15 protein-coding genes and 1 tRNA gene are annotated in these 18,533 nt (G+C 66.1%); 8 read left to right on the top strand and 8 right to left on the bottom strand.

Annotated features, from left to right (window positions below):
* Nucleotides 1-10: 10 nt before the first annotated feature.
* The 5 genes from BOO69_RS10435 to fabI form a co-directional block, all read right to left on the bottom strand.
* Nucleotides 11-1,819, bottom strand: a complete 1,809-nt coding sequence (locus tag BOO69_RS10435; protein ID WP_237267439.1) for a peptidyl-prolyl cis-trans isomerase — start codon at nt 1,817-1,819, stop codon at nt 11-13.
* A 119-nt stretch (nt 1,820-1,938) separates the two neighbouring features.
* On the bottom strand, nt 1,939-3,117 hold the full coding sequence (locus tag BOO69_RS10430) for an aminotransferase (RefSeq protein WP_071972111.1): 1,179 nt from the start codon (nt 3,115-3,117) through the stop codon (nt 1,939-1,941).
* Nucleotides 3,118-3,215: 98 nt separating this feature from the next.
* A complete protein-coding gene (gene gpt, locus BOO69_RS10425) occupies nt 3,216-3,734 on the bottom strand; it encodes a xanthine phosphoribosyltransferase (RefSeq protein WP_071972110.1) in 519 nt (172 codons plus the stop codon).
* A gap of 4 nt (nt 3,735-3,738) precedes the next feature.
* On the bottom strand, nt 3,739-4,344 hold the full coding sequence (locus BOO69_RS10420; protein WP_071972109.1) for a LysE family translocator: 606 nt from the start codon (nt 4,342-4,344) through the stop codon (nt 3,739-3,741).
* Between the two features lie 9 nt (nt 4,345-4,353).
* Nucleotides 4,354-5,160 carry an enoyl-ACP reductase FabI gene (fabI, locus tag BOO69_RS10415; protein ID WP_071972108.1) on the bottom strand — a complete coding sequence of 269 codons (807 nt, stop codon included), beginning with the start codon at nt 5,158-5,160 and terminating at the stop codon, nt 4,354-4,356.
* A gap of 210 nt (nt 5,161-5,370) precedes the next feature.
* On the opposite strand from fabI, the gene pdxH reads away from it, so the two are divergent.
* The 5 genes from pdxH to BOO69_RS10390 all read left to right on the top strand — a co-directional run bounded on the left by pdxH (nt 5,371) and on the right by BOO69_RS10390 (nt 11,573).
* Nucleotides 5,371-5,979 (top strand): pyridoxamine 5'-phosphate oxidase, encoded by a 609-nt coding sequence (pdxH, locus tag BOO69_RS10410; RefSeq protein WP_071972107.1) that lies wholly within the window; start codon nt 5,371-5,373, stop codon nt 5,977-5,979.
* An 81-nt stretch (nt 5,980-6,060) separates the two neighbouring features.
* Complete coding sequence (locus BOO69_RS10405; RefSeq protein WP_418361289.1) at nt 6,061-6,636, top strand: cold-shock protein; 576 nt, start codon at nt 6,061-6,063, stop codon at nt 6,634-6,636.
* A complete protein-coding gene (locus BOO69_RS10400; protein WP_071972106.1) occupies nt 6,594-7,094 on the top strand; it encodes a DUF192 domain-containing protein in 501 nt (166 codons plus the stop codon). Before BOO69_RS10405 ends, BOO69_RS10400 begins: the two co-directional genes overlap by 43 nt.
* 54 nt (nt 7,095-7,148) lie before the next feature.
* Nucleotides 7,149-7,225 (top strand) — tRNA-Pro (locus BOO69_RS10395).
* A gap of 697 nt (nt 7,226-7,922) precedes the next feature.
* A complete protein-coding gene (locus BOO69_RS10390; RefSeq protein WP_071972105.1) occupies nt 7,923-11,573 on the top strand; it encodes a vitamin B12-dependent ribonucleotide reductase in 3,651 nt (1,216 codons plus the stop codon).
* Between the two features lie 350 nt (nt 11,574-11,923).
* Here the strand turns inward: BOO69_RS10390 and BOO69_RS10385 are convergent, their stop codons facing one another.
* The gene (locus tag BOO69_RS10385) at nt 11,924-12,409 is read right to left on the bottom strand and encodes an RNA polymerase sigma factor (RefSeq protein ID WP_071972104.1); all 486 of its coding nucleotides are present in this window, start codon (nt 12,407-12,409) and stop codon (nt 11,924-11,926) included.
* A gap of 256 nt (nt 12,410-12,665) precedes the next feature.
* On the opposite strand from BOO69_RS10385, the gene BOO69_RS10380 reads away from it, so the two are divergent.
* On the top strand, nt 12,666-12,923 hold the full coding sequence (locus BOO69_RS10380) for an EF-hand domain-containing protein (RefSeq protein ID WP_071972103.1): 258 nt from the start codon (nt 12,666-12,668) through the stop codon (nt 12,921-12,923).
* A 105-nt stretch (nt 12,924-13,028) separates the two neighbouring features.
* Here BOO69_RS10380 and BOO69_RS10375 read toward each other — a convergent pair whose 3' ends face one another.
* Entirely contained in the window at nt 13,029-14,567 is a 1,539-nt protein-coding gene (locus BOO69_RS10375; RefSeq protein WP_071972102.1) for a trimethylamine methyltransferase family protein, read from the bottom strand.
* 429 nt (nt 14,568-14,996) lie between these two features.
* Between BOO69_RS10375 and BOO69_RS10370 the strand changes: the two genes are divergently transcribed.
* Nucleotides 14,997-15,596: an outer membrane protein gene (locus BOO69_RS10370; protein ID WP_071972101.1), complete on the top strand. Its 600-nt coding sequence runs from the start codon at nt 14,997-14,999 to the stop codon at nt 15,594-15,596.
* Between the two features lie 88 nt (nt 15,597-15,684).
* Here BOO69_RS10370 and BOO69_RS10365 read toward each other — a convergent pair whose 3' ends face one another.
* Complete coding sequence (locus BOO69_RS10365; protein ID WP_071972100.1) at nt 15,685-16,863, bottom strand: pyridoxal phosphate-dependent aminotransferase; 1,179 nt, start codon at nt 16,861-16,863, stop codon at nt 15,685-15,687.
* Between the two features lie 276 nt (nt 16,864-17,139).
* On the opposite strand from BOO69_RS10365, the gene cysS reads away from it, so the two are divergent.
* On the top strand, nt 17,140-18,525 hold the full coding sequence (cysS, locus tag BOO69_RS10360) for a cysteine--tRNA ligase (RefSeq protein ID WP_071972099.1): 1,386 nt from the start codon (nt 17,140-17,142) through the stop codon (nt 18,523-18,525).
* Nucleotides 18,526-18,533 lie beyond the last annotated feature (8 nt).

Below are 18,533 nucleotides of genomic sequence, written 5' to 3'. Positions count from 1 at the left end.
CGATGTCCCGTCAGGGAAAGTTGACGTGGACGGCCTGAAGCGCCCGCTGGTCAACCTCGGGGCCCGCGCGGCGCACCACGTCGTTCGCGAAAACGGCATAGAGATCCTGCGCGAGGTTCTGGTCCAGCTGCTCTGACAGTTGATCGCGCAGGGCCGCGGACTCGCCGTCAGCTTCCGGATCCTCGATCGAGTCGAGCCGGACGATGAAGACCTGCCCGTCGCCCGGCAACACGCTCACGTCGCCCGGCGACATCTCGAAGACCGTTTCCATGAAGTTGTCCGGCGTGTCCTGGATAAAGGCGCGTCGGGTCTGGTTTTCCTCGATCATCGCGTCCAGTCCCGCTTCCTCGAAGGACGCGGTGCCGCCCAGCGATTGCACGAGATCGGTCGCCTGCGCGGTCAGCTGGTCGACGGTCTGCTGTGCGACCCAGGCCGCCTGCACGTCGTCACGGGCCTGCTCGAAGGGTTCGGGCCGTTCCTCCAGCCGCTCGTCAAGCCGCATGGCAAAAACGCCGCCATCGTCCAGTTGCGCGATCCGCGGGAAGTCGTCCGAGGTCAGATCGGCGGCCGCGTCGCGGAAGGCGGTATAGGCGGCGATGCCCTCGGTGCTTTCGGGCGTCCAGTCGATCGTGCCCAGCGTCAGGTTCGTCTCTTCGGCTAACTGTTCAAGGGTGACGCCGCCTGCCAGCTGATCGTCGAGTTCCTGCGCCCGCGCCTCAACCGCCCGTACCGCACGGCTCGCGGCGAGCTCCGCTTCAAGCGCGGGGCGTGCGTCCTCGAAACTGGTGTTCTGCGCGGGCAGCACGCCGTTCACGCGGAACAATGCCGGCCCCAGCGGGCTGGGCAACGGGCCGACAACGTCGCCGACCTCGGCGCCGAAGACGGCTTCGCCCGCCGCATCCAGTTCGAGGCGACCCACGTCGCCCATGTCCACATCGCTCAGCTCGAGACCCCGTTCGTCCACCAGCGCGTTGAAGGTGGTCCCGTCGACTTTCAGCGCGGCGGCGGCCCGGTCGGCGGCTTCCTGGTCAGCAAAGACGAGGCGTTCGACCAGCCGGCGTTCGGGTTGCTGGAATTCGGCTGCCCGGTCGTCGTAGGCGCGGCGCAATTCTTCCTCGGGCGCCTCGACTTCGTCCAGCATGTCGTCGGGCGACAGCCAGACGTAGGTGATCTTCTTGGTCAGGGGCAGCATGAATGCGTCCTGGTGCGAGTCGTAGTATTCCCGCAACTGATCCTCCGTCGGTTCCGCCACCGGTTCGGCAAGGTCCGCGCTGTCCAGCACGCTCCAGGTGAAACCGCGTTCCTGCGCAATGAATGTCATCAGCGTATCGGCATAGGCGGCGGGCATGACCACGCCGCTGGTCACGGCACGTTGCAGCAGGGTGCGGGCCGCTTCCTCGCGCAGGGAGGTCTCGAAATCCGCCTCGGACATGCCGCCCTGTTGCAGGGCGAACCGATAGGCTTCGCGGTCGAAGCTGCCGTCGACACCCTGAAAGGCCGGAATGTCCAGGATGTCTTCGCGCAGGGCCTCGTCCCCGATGGACAGCCCCAGCTGGGATGTCTCGTGATCAAGGGCGCGGTTGCGCACGAGCCGCTGCAGCACGGCGCGGTCCAGGCCGATTTCCTGCGCGCGGGCGAAGGGCAGGCTTTCGCCGGTCTGCTGTTCGATGGCGCGGATCTCGTTCTGCAACTGGCGGGCGTAGGCATCCACCGGGATCGACTTGTCGCCGACCGTGCCGATGGTGCGCAGGTTGCCCGACAGGTTGACCGCGCCGAAGCCGCCCAGCCCGAGGATCAGCAGACCCATCAGGATCCACATTGCGGTTCTTGAAATGCTCGACCCCTTGGCCATTTGTCCTCACCCTTTTTCGCTTTCGCAACTGTCTATGTGTCCCGCCCGCCTGTCGCAAGCAGCTATGTGGCGTCGCCGCAGCCCGATCAGCCCTGTCGCAGGCTTTCCAGCCGGTCGAACAGCACGCCGATGCCCGGCGCGTCGAGGTTCGCGAAGGCGATGCGGAGTTCACGCGCGCCGCCGTCGTCGCCCTGGGGGTGGAACATGGTGCCCGGCAGGCAAAGGATCCCGGCGCTGCGCACCAGCTCCGGCGCGAGGGTCGCGGCGCTTTGTGCGAAGGGATGCTGGAGATAGGCGAAATACCCGCCGAGCCCGAGCAGCTTCCACCCCGACGGTTCCAGCCGCGGGAAGTGTTCCGTGATCGCGGCGCGGCGGGCGAGGATCTCGTCCCGCTCTCCGGCGAGCCACTGGCCCAGATTGCGCATCCCCCAAAGCGCCGCGTGCTGCCCCAGCTGCGCGGGGCAGATCGCGACCGTGTCGAGAAACTTCTCCGCTTCCGCCAGCCGCGTCTCGGAGGTCAGCATCGCGCCCACCCGGTGCCCGGTCAGCCGGTACGCCTTGGAAAAGGAATAGAGGTGGATCAGCGTATCGGCCCAGTCCGGGTCCTGAAACAGGGCATGAGGCGGGCCGCTGCGGCTGTCGAAGTCGCGGTAGGTTTCGTCGAGGATCAGCGCGATCCCGTGCCGCCGGGCAAGATCGAAGAAGGCCTGCACCAGTTCGGCGGGGTATTCGACACCGCCCGGATTGTTGGGCGTGACCATCGCGATGGCGCGGGTCCGGGACGTGATCAGCGCCGCCGCCCGGTCCGGGTCGGGCAGCAGATCCGCCTCCGTGGCCAGCGGGATGGCGCTGACACCGGACATGTCGAGCCACATTTTATGGTTGAAATACCAAGGGGTTGGAAGGATCACTTCATCCCCTTCGGCGCAGAGCGTGGCGATGGCCGCGGCAAAGGCCTGATTGCAGCCCGAGGTGATGCAGACCTGCGCGGGCGTGACCGTGCCGCCGTAGTGTCGCGCGGTGACCCCGGCAAGTTCGGCCCGCAGTTCCGGCAGGCCCAGCACGGGGCCGTAGAGATGCGCCTCGACATTGTGCAGCGCGGCATCGGCCATCGCCTGCCTCAGCGCCTGCGGCGGCGGGTCCACCGGGGCGGCCTGGCTGACGTTGATGAGCGGGCGGTCGGCGGCAAAGTCGACGCCCTGCAGCCAGCGGCGCGCTTCCATCACCGGGGGGGCGAACGTGGTGGCGGTACGGGGCAGCGGCATCGGGTTATCCTTTGGAAGCGGCAGAGGGTGGGCCGGTCGTCACGCCCGCCGGATGTATCCGGCATGCGGGCGCGAGCCGGGCAGGGCCGGCGGTGGCCTCAGTCCCGGCCCCGGTAGGGTTCGACGTATTGCAGCGCCATGTCCCAGGGAAAGAAGATCCAGGTGTCCTGGCTGACCTCGGTGATGAAGGTATCGACCTGCGGGCGGCCCTTGGGCTTGGCGTAGACGGTGGCGAAATGGGCCTTCGGGTACATCCTGCGCACCACTTCCAATGTCTTGCCGCTGTCCACGAGGTCATCGATGATGAGGATGCCGGTGCCGTCGCCCATGAGTGCGGCATCGGGGGATTTCAGCACCTGCGCGTCCGACTGGTCCTGATGGTCGTAGGACTTGACCGAAATCGTGTCGACGGTGCGGATGTCCAGTTCTCGCGCCGCGATCATCGCGGGCGCCATGCCGCCGCGCGTGATGGCCACCACCGCGCGCCAGCCGCCGTTGTCGGGCCCCATGCCGTCCAGTCGCCAGGCCAGCGCGCGGCTGTCGCGGTGGATCTGGTCCCAGGAGATGTGAAACCCCTTCTCGTGGGGCAGGCGGTTGGCGTCGCGTTTGTCGGACATGCGTCTATCTTTCGATCAGGAGCCGCAGGCCGAAGGCCCCCAGCAGGATTGCCGCGATCCGGTCAAAGACCGGCTTGAGGCGCAGGTAGCCACGGCGCGCCGGCGGCGCGCTGAGCAGCAGGGCGAACAGGCCGTAGAACAGGATTTCCAGTGTCACGTGGTTAACCACGACGAGGGCGATTTCCGCGGCGCCGAGGTCGCGGGGAAAGACGACGAGGATCAGCGCCGCGGCAAAGAGCATGGACTTGGGATTGCCGAGGTTCACCAGCGCGCCCGCCAGCAGGTTGCGCCCGGCCCGCAATGGCCCGGCATCGTCCGGCGGCGTCCGGGCATGGCGCCAGGTCTGCAAGGCGATCCACATTAGGTAGAGCGCCCCGGCCACCTTGAGCGTGACATAGGCCCAGGGCGCCAGCGCCAGCAGCCGGTCAAGCCCGAGAAACGCCGCCGCGGTCCAACCGCCCGCCGCAAGGGCCAGCCCGATCCCGCTGAGGAAACCTGCAAGCCGTCCCGCGCTGACGGTCGTCTTGATGACAAAGAGCATCGCCGCGCCGGGGCTCGCCAGGGCGGCCAGCAGCAGCAGGTTGAAGGCGGCGAGGCTTTCCGGCGTCATCGGCTCAGGTCATTCCTTGGCCATGTCGGGGGCGTCCACCGCCTTCATGCCCACCACGTGGTAGCCCGCGTCGACGTGCAGGTTCTCGCCCGTGGTGCCGGACCCGAGGTCGCTGAGCAGGAACAGGGCCGCCTTGCCCACGTCGCCGATCGTCACGTTGCGGCGCAGCGGTGAATTGTACTCGTTCCATTTCATGATGTAGCGGAAGTCGCCGATGCCCGACGCCGCCAGGGTCTTGATCGGCCCTGCGGAAATCGCGTTCACGCGGATGCCGTCCTTGCCCAAGTCCTCGGCCAGGTATTGCACCGACGCCTCCAGCGCGGCCTTGGCCACGCCCATGACGTTGTAGTGCGGCATCACCTTCTCGGCCCCGTAATAGGTCAGGGTGAGGGCGCTGCCGCCGGCGGACATCATCTTTTCCGCCCGCTGCATCACGGCCGTGAAGGAATAGACCGATATGTCCATGGACATGGCGAAATTGGCGCGGCTGGTGTCCACGTAGCGGCCGCGCAGTTCGCTCTTGTCGGAAAACCCGATGGCGTGCACCACGAAGTCGAGCGTGTCCCAGCGTTCCTTCAGGCCGTCGAACAGGGCGTCGATGCTGGCCTCGTCACCCACGTCGCACGGCAGGACAAGGTCGCTGCCAAGCTGGGCCGCCAGCGGATCGACCCGCTTCTTCAGGGCCTCGCCCTGGTAGGAAAAGGCGAGGTCCGCGCCGGCGTCGGCCAGGGTCCGGGCAATGCCCCAGGCAATCGACTTGTCGTTCGCGAGGCCCATGATCAAGCCACGCTTGCCCTGCATCAAAGTGTTTTCCATGGGCGCCGACCCTTTGCCTGTTTCTTTGACGACAACCTCTAGGACATTGCGACGGTACCATCAAGATGCGAGCACCGCGCATTCCCGCGTCAAACCACCGGTATGGTTGTACAAAAATCCGCCGACTGACTTGTTGCGATATGTCTATTGATATACCGCTGTTGCATTGGGCACGGTTTGCGACGTGCGGCCACGAAATTGGAACGTCAGATGGAAGAACGCACCGGCATCTTCGCGGGGCAGGACCCTTTCGAGATCGCGCGCCACTGGTTGGCCGAAGCGGAAGGCCGCGAGCCGAACGATCCGAACGCCATCGCCCTGGCCACCGTCGACGAGACCGGCCTGCCGAACGTGCGGATGGTGCTGCTGAAGGAGATCGAGGCGGACGCCTTCGTGTTCTACACCAATTACGAAAGCGCCAAGGCCATCGAACTGGACGGGGCGGGCAAGGCGGCCTTCGTGATGCACTGGAAATCCCTGCGCCGGCAGATCCGGGTGCGCGGGACCATCACGCGAGAGGACGGGCCCCAGGCCGACGCCTATTACAAGAGCCGGTCGCTGGGCAGCCGGCTGGGGGCCTGGGCGTCGAAACAGTCGCGCCCCCTCAAGAGCCGTGCGGCACTGGTGGCGGAGGTGGCAAAGGTCACCGCCGCCAAGGGCACGGACCCGGACCGGCCGCCGTTCTGGGGCGGTTACCGGATCACCCCGGTCGAGATCGAGTTCTGGGCCGACGGCGAGTTTCGTCTCCATAACCGGTTCAGATGGACCAGGCCCGAAGGGGGCGACCGGTCGTGGAACGTGGTTCGCCTGAACCCCTGAGTACCACCAGGACGTCTCATGTGGTACGGTGTTATCATTTTCCCGCAAACTCTGCGCGGGACCCAGTGACAGAGGACTGACGTGCAGGACAATCACGACACACCCAGTGGTAACGCGACCGGGGCACCCGACGAGGTGGCGGTATCCGGAGTCGTGAAGTGGTTCGACCCCGTGAAGGGGTTCGGTTTCGTCGTGGCCGACACGGGCGGGCCCGATATCCTGTTGCACGTGAACGTGCTGCGCAACTTCGGCCAAAGCTCCGTCGCGGACGGCGCGCGGGTGGAGGTGCTGGCACATCGCACGGAACGCGGCGTGCAGGCGACGGAGGTCAGGGCCATCCAGCCGCCCCAGAACACCCAGACCGCCGTGTTGCCCGACATCCTCGGCCGCGACCGCGAAGAGGTCGAGGCGGCGCCACTGGTGCCGGCGCGGGTAAAGTGGTTCGATAAATCCAAGGGATTCGGGTTTGCCAACGTGTTCGGCAAGCCGCAGGATGTCTTCCTGCATATAGAGGTGCTGCGGCAGTCGGGACTGTCCGATCTTCAGCCGGGCGAGGCACTGGCGATGCGGGTGATAGAGGGCAAACGCGGCAAGATGGCCGCAGAGGTGCAGGCATGGGAAACCGTACTCACGGAACGGGAAGACGACAGGGACTGATCGCCGCGGCGCTGCTGTGGCTGGCCGCCAGCGGAACAGCCTGGGCGGAAAGCGCCTGTCGCGCGGATACGGTGATGCTGCGGGGCGACTGGGGAACTGTGCGTTTCAATGTCGAGATCGCGGACGAGCCTATGGAACAGGCGCGGGGCCTCATGGGGCGCGAAGCCATGCCGGTGTCCTCGGGCATGCTGTTCGTCTATCCGGCGCCGCGCAGCGCGAGCTTCTGGATGCGCAACACGCTGATCCCGCTGGACATGCTGTTCGTGGACGACAGCGGCGTCGTCACCCACATCCATCACCGTGCGGTCCCGCTGGACGAGACCCCCATCCACGGGGGCGACGACGTGCTGGCCGTGCTCGAGATCAATGGCGGGCTGGCCGAGCGGCTGGGCATCGACGAGGGCACCCAGCTGCGCCATCCTGCCTTTGCGCCCCACGCCCCGGCATGGCCTTGCTGAGGCGGCAAATCTAGGCCTTTTCTTTCACGGGTGCAGCGACTAAAGAGGCCGGGTCGGAGCGTGGCGCAGCCTGGTAGCGCACCTGTTTTGGGTACAGGGGGTCGGAGGTTCGAATCCTCTCGCTCCGACCACTTTCACAATCATCATTATCGAATTCTACGGTCCGCAGGCGCGGCACCGGATTCGCCGTCTCGCGGCGCGGTCCGACTACATGTGGTGTCCGGTCCGGGGTTCGTGTCGAAATGAGGTGCGAAAATGCCACTGATTCTGGAAACCGACCCAGAGCGAGGTCACAGTTTCACGACGGTGCCCGCTTTTTCCGCAGAAATTTTTCGTGCCCTGATCCCGCCGCGAATTACGCACAGAAGGCTGTGGATAAGTTCACCCAAAGGGTGAGCACGCGCACTTAAACCCGCCGTAGCCTTTGCAGTTTGCCGCCCCGCGCGTCGCATCCCCCGATCAGGGGACTTGGGGATATCGTGTTCATGAATCGCGCCCCGTCGGGAGACTCAAACAATACGGTTTCGGTCAACCGGAAACTTTGCCGATTTTGACAAAAAAGCCGTTGACCAGAGGCCCTCCGACACGGCAGGTTGTGCGGGCCGACGATGACGCCACAAGATGTAGTGGTAAACGCTCCGAGGGCGCATCAGGGCAGATGACAGGCACCAGAACGGTTCAACGGTCGATGCTTCAGGAACGTCGGAGGGAATCTCCTCTCGGCGCCCGGTCAATCTGTGCCCCTGTCGGCGGCGATTGAGGTGGGGACGGTCTGCAATGACGGGCGGTTTTCCGAATTTTGTTAACGCTGGAATGAGGCAGTAGAAAATGAAGATCGAACGTCAGTTTACGACCGCGGGCAAGGATGCATACGCCGAGCTCGATTTCGTCACCACGGTGTCCGAGATCCGCAACCCCGACGGCTCTGTCGTGTTCAAGCTCGACAACGTCGAGGTGCCCGCCAGCTGGAGCCAGGTCGCAAGCGACGTCATCGCGCAGAAATACTTCCGCAAGGCCGGGGTTCCCTCCGAGGTTACGAAGGTCAAGGAAAAGGGCGTGCCCGAGTTCCTGTGGCGCTCGGTCCCCGCGGAAGGGGCCGAAATGGGCGGCGAAACCTCGTCCAAGCAGGTGTTCGATCGGCTCGCCGGCGCCTGGGCCTACTGGGGCTGGAAGGGGGGCTATTTCACCTCCGAGGAAGACGCCCGTGCCTACTACGACGAAATGCGCCACATGCTGGCCAGCCAGCGTGCGGCGCCCAACAGCCCGCAGTGGTTCAACACCGGCCTGCACTGGGCCTACGGGATCGACGGTCCGGCGCAGGGCCACTACTACGTCGACTACAAGACCGGCAAGCTGACCCGGTCAAAGTCCTCCTACGAACATCCGCAGCCGCACGCCTGCTTCATCCAGTCCGTCCAGGACGATCTGGTGGGCGATGGCGGCATCATGGACCTGTGGGTCCGCGAGGCGCGTCTCTTCAAGTACGGCTCGGGAACGGGCACCAACTTCTCCTCGCTGCGTGCGGCGGGTGAGAAACTGTCGGGCGGTGGCAAGTCGTCCGGCTTGATGGGCTTTCTCAAGATCGGCGATCGTGCAGCCGGCGCCATCAAGTCGGGCGGCACCACGCGCCGCGCGGCCAAGATGGTGATCGTCGACGCCGACCACCCCGATATCGAGGAATTCATCAACTGGAAGGTGCTCGAAGAGCAGAAGGTCGCCTCCATCGTCGCGGGCTCCAAGATGCACGAGGAAAAGCTGAACAAGCTTTTCGCCGCCATCAAGGCCTGGGACGGCGCGCAGGCCGATGCCTATGACCCCGCCAAGAACGACGCGCTCAAGCAGGCGATCCGCGAGGCCAAGAAGGTCGCGATCCCCGAGACCTACGTCAAGCGCGTGCTCGACTACGCCAAGCAGGGTCACACCGGCATCGAATTCCCGACCTACGACACCGACTGGGATTCAGAGGCCTACAATTCCGTCTCCGGCCAGAACTCCAACAACTCGATCCGCGTCACCAATGCGTTCCTGACAGCGGTGGACAAGGACGCCGACTGGGAACTCACGGACCGGACCACCGGCAAGGTGGCCAAGACCGTCCGCGCCCGCGATCTCTGGGCCCAGGTCGGCCATGCCGCATGGGCCTGCGCCGATCCCGGCATCCAGTACCACGACACCGTCAACGACTGGCACACATGCCCCGAGGACGGCGCGATCCGCGGCTCGAACCCGTGCTCGGAATACATGTTCCTCGATGACACCGCCTGCAACCTGGCGTCGATGAACCTGCTCACCTTCCTTGAGGACGGCGTGTTCAACGTCGAAGACTACATGCACGCCGCGCGCCTGTGGACCGTGACGCTGGAAATCTCCGTGATGATGGCGCAGTTCCCGTCCAAGGAAATCGCGCAGCGGTCCTACGACTTCCGCACCCTCGGTCTGGGCTATGCGAACATCGGCGGTCTGCTCATGAACATGGGCTATTCCTATGACAGCGACGAGGGCCGCAGCCTCTGCGGGGCGCTGACCGCGATCATGACCGGCGTGTCCTACGCCACCTCCGCCGAAATCGCGGGCGAACTGGGCGCCTTCCCGGGGTATGCCAAGAACAGCAGCCACATGCTGCGCGTCATCCGCAACCACCGCAACGCGGCCTATGGCAACGACACCGGCTACGAACTCCTGTCGGTCAAGCCTGTCCCGCTCGACCACGCGAACTGCCCGCAGCCCGGCCTGATCGACGTGGCCATGTCCACCTGGGACGAGGCGCTGGCCCTGGGCGAGCAGCACGGCTACCGCAACGCGCAGGTCTCGGTCATCGCGCCCACCGGCACGATCGGCCTGGTGATGGATTGCGACACCACCGGGATCGAACCGGACTTCGCCCTGGTGAAGTTCAAGAAGCTGGCCGGCGGCGGCTACTTCAAGATCATCAACCAAAGCGTTCCGGCTGCACTGGAAAAGCTCGGTTACGGCTCCGCCCAGATCGAGGAAATCGTGTCCTACGCCGTGGGCCACGGCACCATCGGCAACGCGCCGGGGATCAACCACACCTCGCTGGCCGGGCACGGTTTCGGCCCCAACGAGCTGGCAAAGGTGGATGCGGCGCTGGCCTCGGCCTTCGACATCCGCTTCGTCTTCAACCAGTGGACGCTGGGCGAGGCCTTCTGCAAGAACGTGCTGGGCATCCCGGCCGACAAGCTGAACGACCCGACCTTCGACCTGCTGAAATCGCTGGGCTTCTCGCGCAAGGACATCGAGGCGGCCAACGACCACGTCTGCGGCACCATGACCCTGGAAGGGGCGCCGCACCTGAAGGAAGAGCATTACGGCATCTTCGACTGCGCCAACCCCTGCGGCAAGAAGGGCAAGCGCTATCTCAGCGTCAACAGCCACATCTACATGATGGCCGCGGCGCAGAGCTTCATCTCGGGCGCGATCTCCAAGACGATCAACATGCCCAACGACGCGACCATCGAGGACTGCCAACAGGCCTACGAACTGTCCTGGAGCCTCGGCATCAAGGCGAACGCGCTCTACCGCGACGGCTCCAAGCTGAGCCAGCCGCTCGCGGCGGCGCTGGTCGAGGATGACGACGAGGCGGCCGAGGTGCTGGAAAGCGGCTCCATGCAGGAAAAGGCCGCCGTCCTCGCCGAGAAGATCGTCGAGAAGGTGATCGTGAAGGAGATCGTGAAGTCTCACCGCGAAAAGATGCCCCAGCGGCGCAAGGGCTACACCCAGAAGGCGATCGTCGGCGGGCACAAGGTCTACCTGCGCACCGGTGAATACGCCGATGGCAAGCTGGGCGAGATCTTCATCGACATGCACAAGGAAGGGGCGGGCTTCCGCGCGATGATGAACAACTTCGCCATCGCGGTCTCCGTCGGGCTTCAGTACGGCGTGCCGCTCGAGGAATTCGTCGATGCCTTCACCTTCACCAAGTTCGAACCGGCTGGCATGGTTCAGGGCAACGAGACGATCCGCAACGCGACCTCGATCCTCGACTACATCTTCCGCGAACTCGCGGTCAGCTACCTCGACCGGACCGATCTGGCGCATGTCAAACCCGAAGGCGCCACCTTCGACGACCTCGGTCGCGGCGAGGCGGAAGAGGGCGTGGCGAATGTCACCGAACTGTCCGAAAGCGCCGCCACCAAGAGCCTCGAGGTGCTGCGCCAGATCAGCTCCACCGGCTACCTGCGCAACCGGCTGCCGCAGGAACTGGTTGTCCTGCAGGGCGGTCAGCGTGAAATGGCCGCTGCCGTCGCCGCCGCGACCCCGCAGGTGGACGGCAACGCCGCCGTCGCCGTCGCGGCCAGCACCGCCGTCACCGGCGGCGCCACCAGCCTCGACGCGCGCACCAAGGCCAAGATGCAGGGCTACGAAGGCGAGGCCTGCGGCGAATGCGGCAACTACACGCTGGTGCGCAACGGCACCTGCATGAAGTGCAACACCTGCGGCGGAACATCGGGCTGCAGCTGAGGAAACCCCCGCGCCCTTCGGGGCGCGGGTCATCGGGACCCGCTCCCGATTGCTCGAGCGGTTGGGTTCTCGCGCATCGCTTCGCGATACGCTGCCACCCACTCGCTGCCCCGGCACAGCCGGGGCAACGTACACGGAGCGCGTGCGCGCGCTCTGGGCGACGTTCAGGCCGCAGGCAAACAAACACCGAGCGGTTAACAAATCGAGCTTGAACGGCGAAACTCAAGGGGGCACTTCGGTGCTCCCTTTTTTCTGTCCGCAGGGAAGCGCACCGAACCCCTTGTCCGCCCCCCGGCTTCATTGTTCCAAAAATACCACCGGGGGTCCGGGGGCTGGCCCCCGGTCCGCGGTCACAGCAATTCCGCCACCGATCCTTCAAGCGCCATCTGCCGCCGCAGGCTGGCCCGCGCCCGGGCCAGGCGCGACATCACCGTGCCTTCGGGCACCCCCAGCCGCGCGGCCAGCACCTGCGGGCTGGTGTCGCCGGCCATCACCAGCTCCATGCAGACGCGCTGGTCGCACGGCAGCCGCGCGATGGCCGCGCGCAACTCCGCGCAGGCCAGCCGGGCAGGGGCCGAAGGCGCCGTCACCAGCATGTCCTCCGTCAGCGTCTCCGTCCGCCGCGCGCCGCGCCAGCGCTGCCGGGCAAGATTGTGCAGCATGACCATGGCATAGCGGTCCGGCGCGTCGATCGGGGCCGCCTCCGCCAGCAGTTGCCAGAGCTTCAGCGCCACCTCCTGTGCCAGATCCTCGGCTTCTTCGGCGGTCCGCGTGAGCCTGCGCGCGCGGGCGCGCAGGCGCGGCAGGAGCGCCGCAAGCAGGTGTCGGTCGGTCATCGGGTCTGTCATGGATCTGCCTCGTCGGGTTTTCGGCCATCCTGCCCCCGGACGGGCTCATAACCAATGCGGGTGTTTCCGCCGACGCGGCCGATCCGGGCTTTTTGGGCGGCGGCTTGCCCATGGCGACGGCCCCCATCGGCAGCCAACCGCGCGGGCGGCTGCCGCGGTGAACGCAAACCGGGCGGCGCGCATCTAGGTCATCGAAGGCACCCAAGACCTTCGCAACCGAACCTCGATAAAAAGGAAGTATCCCATGACCAAGACAACCAAGTTCACAGTCGCTGCCCTGACCGCGCTCTGCCTGCCCGCCTACGCCATGGGCGCCGGCGCGGCCGAGATGGACGCGAACGGTGACGGGCTGCTCAGCGTCACCGAAGTTCAGGCCGTCTACCCGGACGTGACGGCGGAACAGTATTCGGCGATGGACCTGAACGCCGATGGCGCGCTCGACGAAGCCGAAGTCCAGACGGCACAGGAAGCGGGCATGCTGCCCGCCAGCGAAGAGGGCTGAGCCAGCGAACGGAGCAGTCGGGGCGCGGCAGACGACAGGCCCCGCTGCTTCCGGAGGTCCGGTGTCACGGCACCGGGCCTCCCCGTTTTGCGCCCGCGAAGCTGGTCAGGCGGGCAGGTGGATGTTGAACCGCCGCCGCAGGGCCGCATCGGTCGCCGGGTCGAACCGCGCGGCCGCGCGCGTGGCGAGGATCTCTTCCTTGCGCAGGGCGGCTTTCACGATCAGGTCCGGCTTGTTGCGTTCTGCCCATTCCTTGGGCGAGGTCCGGTCCCCCAGCGCGGGGTAGACGTGATCGGACTGCATCCGCCCCAAAGTCTGCTCGGTCCCGAGGTAGTGACCCGGCCCGCCCATGCAGACCGCGCGGATCTCCTCGACGGCAAGGGTCTCCTCGGTGACTTCGATGCCGCGCACGCAGCGCAGGGCTTGGCCGATCAGGTCGTCGCCGAGGATCAGGCTTTCGTGGCAGAACCCCAGCAGCGAGGCATGCATCCCCGCGGCCTCGTAGATCATGTTGCACCCCGACAGCCCCGCCATCACGTTTGAGCACATCTGTTCCCATCCGGCCTGCATGTCGGGCAGCTTGCTGTCCGCGATCCCGGCGGCCGCGCCGCCGGGCAGGTCGTAGAACCGGTGCATCTGGGCGCAGCCGGCCGTCAGCAGCGCCTGCTCGCCCGATCCGCCCGTCATCGCCCCCGACCGCAGGTCGAGCCCGAAGGGCCATGTGCCGAAGATCGCCGGATGCCCCGGCTTGACGGCGTTCACGTAGACGAGGCCGGCCAGGCATTCGGCCACCGCCTGCACGATGGCCCCCGCCACGGTCGACGGCGCAGTGGCCCCGGCCATGCCGGCCGACAGCAGCAGCACCGGCATCCCACCCTCGATGCAGGCCTCCATCACGAGGCAGCTTTCGGTGGCGAACTTCATCGGCGGGACGACGAAACAGTTCGAGTTCGACACGAAGGGGCGTTCGCGCCACTTGTCCTCTCCGCCCGCGATCAGGTGCAGCATCTCCAGCGCATCGGCCACGAAGGACGGGTCGGTAAAGGACGTGCCGACGTGCTTGGTCGTTCCCGCACAGCAGGCATAGACGGTATTGAGATCCATCTCGCGGTTGTCGGTGATGTCACGGCAGACCATCGGCCGCTGCAGGAAGTGGATGTTGTCCAGCACGTCGCAGATCCGCGCCGCGTCGTGCAGGTCCTGCACACCGCATTCGCGGTACTGGCGCCCCAGCGCGTCCACCATGTGGACCGCCGCACCGGCGGTGCCGTAGTGGACGCGGGTGCCGGACAGGTCGAGGTCGTGCCGTCCGTCGCGGCTGTAGAGGGTCACCTCGCGGTTGGCCTTGGCGATGGCATCCTCGACCAGTCCCCGGGGAAAGCGGATCCGCCCGTCGGTGCCGGGAATCGCCCCGGCGCGGCTCAGGTGAGCCACCCCGCTGGCGGGCGCGTCCGCAAGGCCGATCTCTTCGAGCGCGGTCAGCGCGGCCTGGTGGATGTCCGCCATCCCCTTGTCGCTGAGCGGGCGGTACAATCCGCCTTCCAGTCCGGGCCGGACGGGGCGCAGGTGCTGGGCAAGCGGGGCGGCACGGGCGGCGCGCCGTGCCGCGCGGCCCCCGGTGCGTGTGGTCATCGTGTCTGTCATGTCGGTGTTCCGGTGGATCGAGGGTGTGGAGGCGGCAGCAGGATCAGCCGATCCGGGGTGCGCCGCGGGCGGCGCGGCCACGCTCCGCCCCGATCGTGCGGATGATGCGCGAGATGATGCACCGTTCAGCGTTCAATGGCGTCTCCCTTTGCGTCAAGCGTGCAAAGGAGGTGCCTCTTCGTCTGTTCCGTTTGCGACCGCGCCGCCTGTTTGCGACCTGCCAAAGGCGCGCAATTTTCTTGCGCGGCCAAAAGGTTCCCGGTGTTTTTCACGCTGCGCTGAAATCTGCCGGTGCCGGTACGGGGATTGCGCGGGTTCCGGCTGATCGCGCTGGCGTGAGCAGACATTCCGAAACCTATGCCTATGTTCCGAGTTCATTCGACAGCCGCCCAACGCGGATGAAGAAAAGAAAATGCCAAGGAGCAGAACATGAAAAAGTTTACCAAGATCAGCGCCATGACTCTGGCAGCGACAACTGCACTGGCCGGGACAGCCTATGCCGGTAACCTGGCCGAGCCGGTTGTCGAAGAGCCGGTCTACGCCCCCGCACCGGCACCCGTCGCGGTGTCCGACGACTGGACCGGCTTCTACACCGGTATCCAGCTGGGCTATGCCGATGTCGACGGCCCCGGCGTGCTGGACGGTGACAACGGGACCTACGGTTTCCACGCCGGTTACGACTACGATTTCGGCAACTACGTGATCGGTGGCGAACTGGACTACGACAAGACCGACGTCGACCTGAACGGTGGCGCGGCAAATGTTGATTCCGTCGCGCGCGTCAAGGTCAAGGGCGGCTACGATCTCGGCAACACGCTGATCTACGCAACCGCGGGTGCGGCCCGTGCCGACACGTCCGTTGGCGACGAAACCGGCCCCTTCGCCGGTATCGGTGCAACCTACAAGATCACCGACAGCTACACCGTTGGTGCCGAACTGCTGCACCACAAGTTCGATGACCTCGGCGGTGTTGCAGGTGCGGATGCGGATGCGACCACCTTCACCGTGCGCGGTTCGCTGCGCTTCTGATCGGTGACTGCCAGAATGGCGATCAGGGCCGGGGTGGCGACACCCCGGCCTTTTTGCGTGCAGCGCCCGCTTTACGGGCGCCGGCGGCTCAGGCCAGTTGCGCTTTTTCCCGCGCGAAATCGCAGAGCGTCCGAAGGGCCTCGGCAAAGCGGGTATCGTCCACCGTCATGGCCACCCGCAGGTGACCGGCGGCAGCCTTGCCGAAACTCTCGCCCGGCATGACGGCGATCCGGTGAGCGTCAAGCAGCGCATCCGCGAAATCCTCGCCACTCAGACCTGTGCTGCGGACGTCCAGCATCAGGTACATGGCCCCGTCCGACGGCACGAGCGTGACGGCGTTCTGCCCGGCAAGAATCTCCTGCGCCATGGCGCGGCGGCGGCGGAAGGGTTCGCCGATTTCCGCTTCGAATGCCGCCCCCTGGTCGAGCGCGAAGACCGCGGCATCCTGGATGAATCCGGGAACGCCGTAGGTGGTATGCGTGGCGAGATTCGTCAGGTGCTCGATCATGTCGGCGGGTCCGACCACCCAGCCGCAGCGCGATCCCGTCATGGCGTGGGACTTCGACATCGACCCGATCACCAGCGTCCGTTCCGCCATGCCGGGAAGCGCGCGGGGACTGATGTGCTCGCCCGCCCAGACCTGCGTGTCATAGACCTCGTCCGAGATCAGCCACAGGTCGTGATCCGTGCAGACCCGCGCGATCCCCTCCAGCGTCTCGCGGGTATAGACCACGCCGGTCGGGTTGTTGGGCGAGTTGATAAGCAGCGATGTCGCGCCATCCGCGACGGCGGCGATATCCGCCGCGCGGGGCTGGAAGCCGTCTTCGGGGCGCGCGGCGACGGCCAGCGGTTCGGCCCCGGCACCCCGGATCGTGCCGGGATAGGTGGCATAGTAGGGGTCGATGAAGAGCGCGGTATCGCCCACGTCGCAGCAGGCGACATGCGTGGCATAAAGACCGGCCTGACCGCCGGGGGTGATCATCACGTTTTCCCGCGCCGTCGGCACGCCGGTCCGGCGGGTTACGCGGGCCGCCACCCGGTCGCGCAGCGATGCCGTGCCCGGCACGGCGGCATAGCCGGTGTGCCCCTCGATCGCCGCGCGGTGCATGTCCTGAAGGATCGGCGCCGCGGTCCGGATGTCGTGTTCGCCGATGGTCAGCTCCGTCACCGGGATGCCGTCGGCAATCATGCGGCGCGCCTTGGAAAACACGCCCCAGCCGTCCGATCCTCCGCCCAGGATATGGGTGATCCGATGTGATGCCTGCATGGGTGTCTCCTTTGTCTGCCGCGCTCCGGCGCGGGCGGTCGGCCGGCGCGCGGGCCCGCGCGCCACTTCAATTCGGAGGCAAGGGCGCAGAGGCGGCGGGATTTGTCAATCAGCCTTGACCTGTGGCGGCCATGGGCGTACCCCATCGCCATGACCACGATGACCTGCATCACGCGTATCATTATTACCTGCTGAGATTGCTCGCGGGCGTGCTCATGTCGTTTTCTTTCTGAACCGGATGTGGCATCCCGCGCCAGACATGGCCGAGGACCACCGATGACGACCATCAGACTGTACAATACCAAGACCCGCAAACGGGAGGACTTCACCCCGATCTCCCCCGATGACGTGCGGATGTATGTCTGCGGCCCCACGGTCTATGACCGCGCGCACATCGGCAACGCCCGCCCGGTGATCGTGTTCGACCTGCTGTATCGCCTGCTGCGCCACGTCTACGGTGCGGGCCACGTCAGCTACGTGCGCAATTTCACCGACGTGGACGACAAGATCAACGCGCGGGCGGCAGAAAGCGGGCGGCCCATCGGGGACATCACCTCCGAGACGACACGCTGGTTTCTCGAAGACATGGCGGCGGTTGGCGCGCTGGAGCCGTCGCTGAAGGGCGAAGCGCACGACCGCGCCATGCCCCGCGCCACGGCCTATATCGACGAGATGATCGCCATGATCGAGGATCTCGTGGCGAAGGGTCATGCCTACCACGCCGAGGGGCACGTGCTGTTCCGGGTGCGGTCCTATGACGCCTACGGCGCGCTGTCGGGGCGGTCGGTGGACGACATGATCGCCGGGGCACGGGTCGAGGTCGCGCCTTACAAGGAAGACCCGCTGGATTTTGTCCTGTGGAAGCCCTCGGATGCGGAAACCCCCGGCTGGGACAGCCCATGGGGCAGGGGGCGGCCGGGCTGGCACATCGAATGCTCCGCCATGGCCGATGCGCTGCTGGGCGATACCTTCGACATCCACGGCGGCGGCAACGACCTGACCTTTCCCCACCACGAGAACGAGATCGCGCAATCGACCTGCGCGGGCCACGGCTTTGCCAATGTCTGGATGCACAACGAGATGCTTCAGGTCGAGGGGCGCAAGATGTCCAAGTCGCTGGGCAATTTCTTTACGCTCAACGACCTGCTGGAAGGCGGCGTGCCGGGCGAGGTGATCCGCTTCGTCTTCCTGTCCACCCACTATCGCAAGCCGATGGACTGGACCGAGAAGAAGCGCGAGGAGGCCGAGCGCGTGCTGCGCAAGTGGTACGGCCAAGTCGCCGGCGCGCAGACCAGCGAACCGCCGCAGGAAGCGGTGGCGCTGCTGGCGGACGACCTCAATTCACACGGGGTGCTGACACTCTGCCACCGGCTGTCGGGCGAGAACGACATCGAGGGGCTGCGCGGCGCGCTAACGCTTTTGGGCCTGCTGACGGACAGGATTCCCGACTGGGCGGTGGAGCAGGCCTTCGACCTGACGGATGTCGAAGCCTTCCTCAGCGATGCGCGGGTGACGGCGATGGAAACCAAGGACTTCGCCGAGGTGGACCGCATCAAGAAGGCGCTCACCGATCTGGGGATCGAGGTGCAGATGGGCAAGGACGGGGTCAAGCTGAAGGCGCCGCCGGGCTTTGACGGCACCGGTCTGGACGGCGTGCTGTGAGCGCGGGT

This window comes from Sulfitobacter alexandrii (assembly GCF_001886735.1).
Taxonomy (GTDB): Bacteria; Pseudomonadota; Alphaproteobacteria; order Rhodobacterales; family Rhodobacteraceae; genus Sulfitobacter; species Sulfitobacter alexandrii.
The sequence above is the reverse complement of the archived record's forward strand: the minus strand, read 5'-3'. Positions and strand labels throughout refer to the sequence as shown.

Bases quoted from the DNA above. Each gene is read 5' to 3' on its own strand.
- BOO69_RS10435 (WP_237267439.1), bottom strand. From the start codon at position 1,819: ATGTGGATCCTGATGGGTCTGCTGATCCTCGGGCTGGGCGGCTTCGGC.
- BOO69_RS10430 (WP_071972111.1), bottom strand. From the start codon at position 3,117: ATGCCGCTGCCCCGTACCGCCACCACGTTCGCCCCCCCGGTGATGGAA.
- gpt (WP_071972110.1), bottom strand. From the start codon at position 3,734: ATGTCCGACAAACGCGACGCCAACCGCCTGCCCCACGAGAAGGGGTTT.
- BOO69_RS10420 (WP_071972109.1), bottom strand. From the start codon at position 4,344: ATGACGCCGGAAAGCCTCGCCGCCTTCAACCTGCTGCTGCTGGCCGCC.
- fabI (WP_071972108.1), bottom strand. From the start codon at position 5,160: ATGGAAAACACTTTGATGCAGGGCAAGCGTGGCTTGATCATGGGCCTC.
- pdxH (WP_071972107.1), top strand. From the start codon at position 5,371: ATGGAAGAACGCACCGGCATCTTCGCGGGGCAGGACCCTTTCGAGATC.
- BOO69_RS10400 (WP_071972106.1), top strand. From the start codon at position 6,594: ATGGGAAACCGTACTCACGGAACGGGAAGACGACAGGGACTGATCGCC.
- BOO69_RS10390 (WP_071972105.1), top strand. From the start codon at position 7,923: ATGAAGATCGAACGTCAGTTTACGACCGCGGGCAAGGATGCATACGCC.
- BOO69_RS10385 (WP_071972104.1), bottom strand. From the start codon at position 12,409: ATGACCGACCGACACCTGCTTGCGGCGCTCCTGCCGCGCCTGCGCGCC.
- BOO69_RS10380 (WP_071972103.1), top strand. From the start codon at position 12,666: ATGACCAAGACAACCAAGTTCACAGTCGCTGCCCTGACCGCGCTCTGC.
- BOO69_RS10375 (WP_071972102.1), bottom strand. From the start codon at position 14,567: ATGACAGACACGATGACCACACGCACCGGGGGCCGCGCGGCACGGCGC.
- BOO69_RS10370 (WP_071972101.1), top strand. From the start codon at position 14,997: ATGAAAAAGTTTACCAAGATCAGCGCCATGACTCTGGCAGCGACAACT.
- BOO69_RS10365 (WP_071972100.1), bottom strand. From the start codon at position 16,863: ATGCAGGCATCACATCGGATCACCCATATCCTGGGCGGAGGATCGGAC.
- cysS (WP_071972099.1), top strand. From the start codon at position 17,140: ATGACGACCATCAGACTGTACAATACCAAGACCCGCAAACGGGAGGAC.